Below are 6497 nucleotides of genomic sequence, written 5' to 3'. Positions count from 1 at the left end.
TTCAATCGCTCAATAAACTGCTTCGCTATAATAAAACACTACTTAAAGTAATATGACCTAAAGTAATATGAATTTCTAGTTTCAGCACCTATTAAGACTTCAAAATTAAAATATTTTTAATAAGTCAATCAACAAGTGCCCACACAGATTGTCTGATTCGTTGTTAAAGAGCAAAAAATAACGACGCACTGCTAATCTTAAAGGTTCACAACAGTGCGTCGTTGTGTGCCGTGCATTATAGGGATTTTTTTACACCACGCAAGTGATTTTTATAAAAAAATTTAAAAAAATGAGCTTTTGGTTAAATATCGCTCTAATTGGATAAATTTCAGTCTGCTCTTTAATGATTTTCTAAGATAGAAACTGTAAAATTCGAGCAGTGTTACAAAAGGAGAACTCAATGAACAACACTTTTATCGGCTTAGGCGTAGCGGGCAATTTTGCAGGGCATTTGGAACAAGCTGGGGAGGCGGCAGATTTTTTGCAAGTAAAAACAGTAGAGGCTATGCAACCGAAAGCGATTTTCCCCTTTTATGTGCCAAGTGAAAATTTGGGTGAATATCAATTTCTGTCCACTTATCCCCTTTCATATTCAGAGATCCGTTTCCCGAATGATGCAGATAATTTACAAATTGAACCGGAAATTGCATTAATATGTGATATTCAATATTCTCACGGAAAAGTGACCGCACTTTTGCCAACCCATTTCGCAGCCTATAACGACTGCTCCATTCGCCGCCCAAATGCTCGCAAAATTTGTGAGAAAAAGAATTGGGGCGAAAAATCCAAAGGTATTTCGACAAATTGGTTGGCATTAGATCATTTCAACGAAGGCGGTGTATTGAATGATTTCCACATCGCCTGTTTCCACAAGCGCAATGGTATGATGAATGAGTATGGCATTGATAGCCCTGCGGTGGGGTATAATTATTTTCATCAAAAATTATTAGATTGGATTATCGATCGGATGAATAATCAGCCTGATGAAGGTCCGATGAATAATATTTCCGCCTTACTTGAAGCTGCGAATTATCCGAAACAAGCGATCATCAGCATTGGTGCAACACGTTACACCGATTTTGGTGAGCATCATTTTCTACAAATTGGTGATACCAGTATTGTCGCGGTGTATAACGCCAAGCGCTACACCCACAGTCAAATCGCTGAAATGGCAGAAAAAGAGCAGTTCGAGCATGATATTTCTGCATTGGTGCAAAAAGTGATCTAGCATTAAGTGCGGTTAAAAACAGCGAAAATTTTGACCGCACTTATTTTCGACGAAGGGAAACTTCCCCTCCATTGAAGGTACGCAGTTCATTTCCACATTGCACTTGCAAATACCCTCTCTCATCAATGCCCCGCTCAATACCGGGGACGATACCCTGCTCAGTGATCACATTCACCGCTTGGTGTGAAAATGCATTGTGTTTCTGCCACGCCCGTTGAAATTCCTCATCAATCCCTTCTTTTTCAAAGCGTGTTAAGCGTATATAAAGATGTTGGATTAATTTAGGGAATAACGTCTGACGATCCACATTTGGATCGATTTCACACAATTGCGCGTAGGGTTGGTTAATGGCTGTTTTTTCCGGTAAGGACACATTAATTCCTACACCAATCACCAGGTTTAACCCATCGTTTTTTACATTCGCAATCTCAATTAAAATACCGCCCAGCTTTCGCCCATCAAATAAAATATCATTCGGCCATTTCACTTGCACGCCGAAGGCTTCTGCAATCGCCAAGCCAACCACCAAACTGAGCCCTTCAATGGATTTTCTCGGATCAAACGTCCAATAAAAACTAAATATCATTTGACCTGCAAAAGGTGACAACCACTGACGCCCCCGCCGTCCCCGACCACCGGTTTGATATTCCGCAAGGCAAAGATCGCCTTTTTGAAGACGGGCAATATTCTGCAAAATCCACTCATTTGTGGAAGTAATGACTGGATAATAATGCACACTATAAGGTGAAAGTGCGGTTGATATTTGGTGAAAATTTAATAAAGGTAATTGCGGTATGAGTTGATAATATGCGTTATTTTCTTCAATATTTAGCCCCAATGCCCGCAATTGCTGCACATCAAAAGCGATATTTTGTGAAAATTTCGCCAATTCTGACCGCACTTTAGGCATACAATCAGACAAACAGCTTAGCAATGCCAAATTCATACTTTTTCCCATCACGAAAACGTTTGCTGATCATAGCATAAAACCTAAAAATTTCATTTTCAAAATGGTACAAAATCTGTATAATCCCGCCGCAATATTTTTTAACATTCATTTTTAACGACGGAAATATTGCTATGCTTAGAATCAAAAAAGAAGCCCTCACTTTTGATGATGTTCTTCTTGTCCCGGCACATTCTACCGTGCTTCCAAACACCGCTAATCTTTCAACCCAACTCACTCAAACCATTCGCCTGAATATCCCTATGCTCTCTGCGGCAATGGACACGGTAACCGAAACCAAATTGGCAATTTCTCTTGCTCAAGAAGGCGGTATTGGTTTTATTCATAAAAATATGTCCATTGAACGCCAAGCAGATCGTGTGCGCAAGGTGAAAAAATTTGAAAGCGGTATCGTTTCAGAACCGGTCACAGTGTCCCCTACACTCACGCTTGCGGAACTGGCTGAACTCACCAAGAAAAACGGTTTTGCCGGTTATCCGGTGGTTGATGCAGAGAAAAATTTAGTCGGAATCATTACAGGGCGTGATACCCGTTTCATTTCAGATTTAAACAAAACAGTGGCGGATTTCATGACCCCTAAAGAGCGATTAGTCACTGTCAAAGAAGGGGCGACCCGTGAAGAAATTTTCCGCTTAATGCACGAAAATCGTGTGGAAAAAGTATTGGTGGTCAATGACAATTTCAAATTAAAAGGGATGATTACCCTAAAAGACTACCAAAAAGCCGAAAGTAAACCGAACGCCTGTAAAGATGAATTTGGGCGTTTGCGTGTGGGGGCGGCAGTGGGTGCTGGTCCAGGGAACGAAGAACGTATTGATGCTTTAGTCAAAGCCGGTGTCGATGTTTTACTTATTGACTCGTCGCATGGTCATTCCGAAGGTGTGCTACAACGTGTGCGTGAAACCCGCGCGAAATACCCTGACCTTCCTATCATAGCCGGTAATATTGCCACAGCTGAAGGTGCCATCGCATTGGCTGATGCAGGAGCAAGTGCCGTAAAAGTGGGGATCGGACCGGGTTCAATCTGTACTACACGTATCGTCACCGGTGTGGGCGTGCCACAAATCACCGCGATTGCTGATGCGGCGGAAGCCTTGAAAGATCGTGGCATTCCGGTTATTGCTGACGGCGGTATCCGTTTCTCTGGCGACATCGCCAAGGCACTCGCTGCCGGTGCAAATTGTGTCATGGTGGGTTCAATGTTTGCCGGTACGGAAGAAGCACCTGGTGAAATTGAGCTTTATCAAGGGCGTGCGTTTAAATCCTATCGCGGTATGGGCTCTTTGGGAGCAATGTCAAAAGGTTCATCAGATCGCTATTTCCAATCGGATAACGCCGCCGACAAACTCGTGCCGGAAGGTATTGAAGGACGTATCCCTTACAAAGGCTACTTAAAAGAAATCATCCACCAACAAATGGGCGGTTTGCGTTCCTGTATGGGTTTAACCGGTTGTGCCACCATTGACGAACTCCGCACCAAAGCGGAATTTGTACGAATCAGCGGTGCAGGTATTAAAGAAAGCCATGTTCACGATGTGACGATTACTAAAGAAGCCCCGAATTATCGGATGGGGTAATGAAAGAAAAGTGCTGTCGATTTTGACTTTTTCCACCTCAAAATAAAATTGTGCCCACAATGTGTGTGTGGACACAATTAGAAACAAGGGGAAAGTATACTTATCTGTGTACCGTCTTTTATATATCATCATGACACTGGTAAAACAATGAAAAAACCTCTAAAAAACATCATTTTCACAAGTGCCTCTGCTTTATTTAGTTTTTCAACTAATGCAGCTAATATATATTCTCCAGATGGCTACCAAGTGGTAATTGCAGGTCCAATTACTCAGGGTGACTTTGATAAAGTTCGCTATGTCAGTAGAAACTTTAATTATGGACAAGGCTTGTTTTTACTCAATAGTCAAGGCGGAGCAGCCTATGAAGGTATGTCTATCGGTGAGTACATTAATAAAAAAGGATTTGCAACGGCCGTTCTCCCTTATAGTGAATGCTATTCATCTTGTGCGATCATTTGGGCTGCTGGTGCCGAAAAATATGCACAATTACCAGGTTCTGTGATAGGATTTCACGCAATATATAATGGTTACACGGGTCAACAAACAGGGTTTGCAAACGCAAAGTTAGGTGCTGTTTTAGGTCGATGGGGATATTCTGATAATGCCATAGAATTTATGACAATTGCCTCACCTAGCCAATTTAGCTATTTAAATAGTAATACTGCGTATCAATATAACATTCAATATATTGATTTAAAATCTTTAAATCAGACCAGAGTTAGAGACATTCAAAATACGGATACTCAATATATTCAATCAGCTTACGATGTGGTAAAAGGATTCTACGATGCGTTATCTATTGCTGATGGTGATTTGGCTGTTGCCTATGTTATTCCAGCAAAACGTGGTAAAGGTCCATTTAACCAAACTAATATATATCGCTTTTACTCCTCACTAAAAGAACCCTTAAAAGTGCAAAAGATTACCCCTATAAATACTGAACAATATCAGGTAAATTACACATTTAGAGCGACAAAAACACAATGTAAAGCAACAGCATTAGTCACGTTAGAAAATCAAAATGGGTATTATCTAATAAAATCAATTAAAGCAAACTGTTAAATGTATTAACTTCAATTATATCCACATTATGGAAACAATTTCCTAACAACATAAAGGAACAACATGACAAACATTCACCACCATAAAATTCTCATCCTCGACTTCGGTTCACAATACACCCAACTGATTGCCCGCCGTGTGCGTGAAATTGGGGTTTACTGCGAACTTTGGGCGTGGGATGTCACGGAAGAACAAATCCGTGAGTTTAATCCAACCGGGATTATTCTTTCCGGCGGACCTGAAAGCACCACGGAAGCAAACAGTCCGCGTGCGCCGGAATATGTATTTAATGCAGGTGTGCCTGTGCTTGGCATTTGCTACGGTATGCAAACTATGGCAATGCAACTGGGCGGTTTAACGGAAACCTCCAATCACCGTGAATTTGGTTATGCCTCCGTTTCATTGGAAAATTCGACCGCACTTTTTGCGAACCTCAACGATGGCGATAATAAATTAGATGTTTGGATGAGTCATGGCGATAAAGTCACTCGTTTACCGGAAAACTTCCAAATCACCGGTACAACACCAACCTGCCCGATTGCAGCAATGTCTGATGAAAACCGCCACTTCTACGGCGTTCAATTCCACCCTGAAGTCACCCACACGAAAAGCGGTTTAGAATTATTGAAAAACTTTGTGGTGAATATCTGTGGTTGTGAAACCAAATGGACGGCAGAAAATATCATTGAAGATGCTGTAGCCCGTATTAAAGCACAAGTGGGCGATGATGAGGTGATTTTAGGTTTATCAGGTGGGGTAGATTCCTCTGTTGTCGCCTTATTATTACACCGCGCTATCGGCAAAAACTTACACTGCGTATTTGTAGATAACGGCTTGTTACGCTTAAATGAAGGCGATCAAGTAATGGAAATGTTCGGTAATAAATTTGGCTTAAATATCACCCGAGTGAATGCAGAAAATCGTTTCCTAAGCGAATTGGCAGGAGTGGATGAACCGGAAGCGAAGCGTAAAATCATCGGTAAAGTATTCGTCGATGTGTTTGATGATGAATCGAAAAAATTGCCAAATGTAAAATGGTTGGCACAAGGCACTATCTATCCTGATGTAATCGAATCTGCCGCCAGCAAAACAGGCAAAGCCCATGTAATCAAATCACACCATAATGTGGGTGGCTTGCCGGATTATATGAAACTCGGCTTGGTTGAGCCATTGCGTGAACTCTTCAAAGACGAAGTACGTAAAATCGGCTTGGCGCTAGGTTTACCGGCAGAAATGCTCAACCGCCATCCATTCCCGGGTCCGGGGTTAGGGGTGCGTGTGTTAGGCGAAGTGAAAAAAGAATACTGTGACCTACTCCGCCGTGCCGATGCGATCTTCATCGAAGAATTACATAAAGCAGATTGGTATTACAAAGTCAGCCAAGCCTTCACCGTATTCCTCCCAGTAAAATCCGTGGGTGTCATGGGTGACGGACGTAAATACGATTGGGTTGTTTCTCTCCGTGCGGTTGAAACGATTGACTTTATGACTGCACATTGGGCACATTTGCCATACGAGTTATTGGGCAAAATCTCTAACCGAATCATCAATGAAGTGAATGGTATCTCCCGCGTCGTATATGACGTAAGTGGAAAACCACCTGCAACGATTGAGTGGGAATAAAAATCCCGCTTTTCATAGCCTTTCAATCCATTTCAAAAAT

Annotated in this window: 5 protein-coding genes; 4 read left to right on the top strand and 1 reads right to left on the bottom strand. The window is 41.8% G+C overall.

Translation table 11 applies throughout. The features are described 5' to 3' along the window. The first annotated feature begins 400 nt into the window (after positions 1-400). Positions 401-1228, top strand: a complete 828-nt coding sequence (locus A3GE_RS0104500) for a DUF5718 family protein (protein WP_018356084.1) — start codon at positions 401-403, stop codon at positions 1226-1228. A gap of 40 nt (positions 1229-1268) precedes the next feature. Here A3GE_RS0104500 and birA read toward each other — a convergent pair whose 3' ends face one another. Further along, the gene (gene birA, locus A3GE_RS0104495) at positions 1269-2174 is read right to left on the bottom strand and encodes a bifunctional biotin--[acetyl-CoA-carboxylase] ligase/biotin operon repressor BirA (protein WP_018356083.1); all 906 of its coding nucleotides are present in this window, start codon (positions 2172-2174) and stop codon (positions 1269-1271) included. Positions 2175-2308: 134 nt separating this feature from the next. On the opposite strand from birA, the gene guaB reads away from it, so the two are divergent. From guaB to guaA, 3 genes are all read left to right on the top strand, one after another. Beyond that, complete coding sequence (gene guaB / locus A3GE_RS0104490) at positions 2309-3772, top strand: IMP dehydrogenase (RefSeq protein WP_018356082.1); 1464 nt, start codon at positions 2309-2311, stop codon at positions 3770-3772. Between the two features lie 147 nt (positions 3773-3919). After that, positions 3920-4834, top strand: a complete 915-nt coding sequence (locus tag A3GE_RS11560) for a hypothetical protein (RefSeq protein WP_018356081.1) — start codon at positions 3920-3922, stop codon at positions 4832-4834. Positions 4835-4897: 63 nt separating this feature from the next. Next, positions 4898-6457 (top strand): glutamine-hydrolyzing GMP synthase, encoded by a 1560-nt coding sequence (gene guaA / locus A3GE_RS0104480; protein ID WP_018356080.1) that lies wholly within the window; start codon positions 4898-4900, stop codon positions 6455-6457. The last annotated feature ends 40 nt before the right edge of the window (positions 6458-6497 follow it).

Origin of the sequence: Rodentibacter pneumotropicus DSM 21403 (assembly GCF_000379905.1) — a bacterium.
In the GTDB taxonomy this organism is placed as follows: Bacteria; Pseudomonadota; Gammaproteobacteria; order Enterobacterales; family Pasteurellaceae; genus Rodentibacter; species Rodentibacter pneumotropicus.
The sequence above is the reverse complement of the archived record's forward strand: the minus strand, read 5'-3'. Positions and strand labels throughout refer to the sequence as shown.

Coding starts and splice junctions, on each gene's coding strand:
- A3GE_RS0104500 (WP_018356084.1), top strand. CDS start 401: ATGAACAACACTTTTATCGGCTTAGGCGTAGCGGGCAATTTTGCAGGG.
- birA (WP_018356083.1), bottom strand. CDS start 2,174: ATGAATTTGGCATTGCTAAGCTGTTTGTCTGATTGTATGCCTAAAGTG.
- guaB (WP_018356082.1), top strand. CDS start 2,309: ATGCTTAGAATCAAAAAAGAAGCCCTCACTTTTGATGATGTTCTTCTT.
- A3GE_RS11560 (WP_018356081.1), top strand. CDS start 3,920: ATGAAAAAACCTCTAAAAAACATCATTTTCACAAGTGCCTCTGCTTTA.
- guaA (WP_018356080.1), top strand. CDS start 4,898: ATGACAAACATTCACCACCATAAAATTCTCATCCTCGACTTCGGTTCA.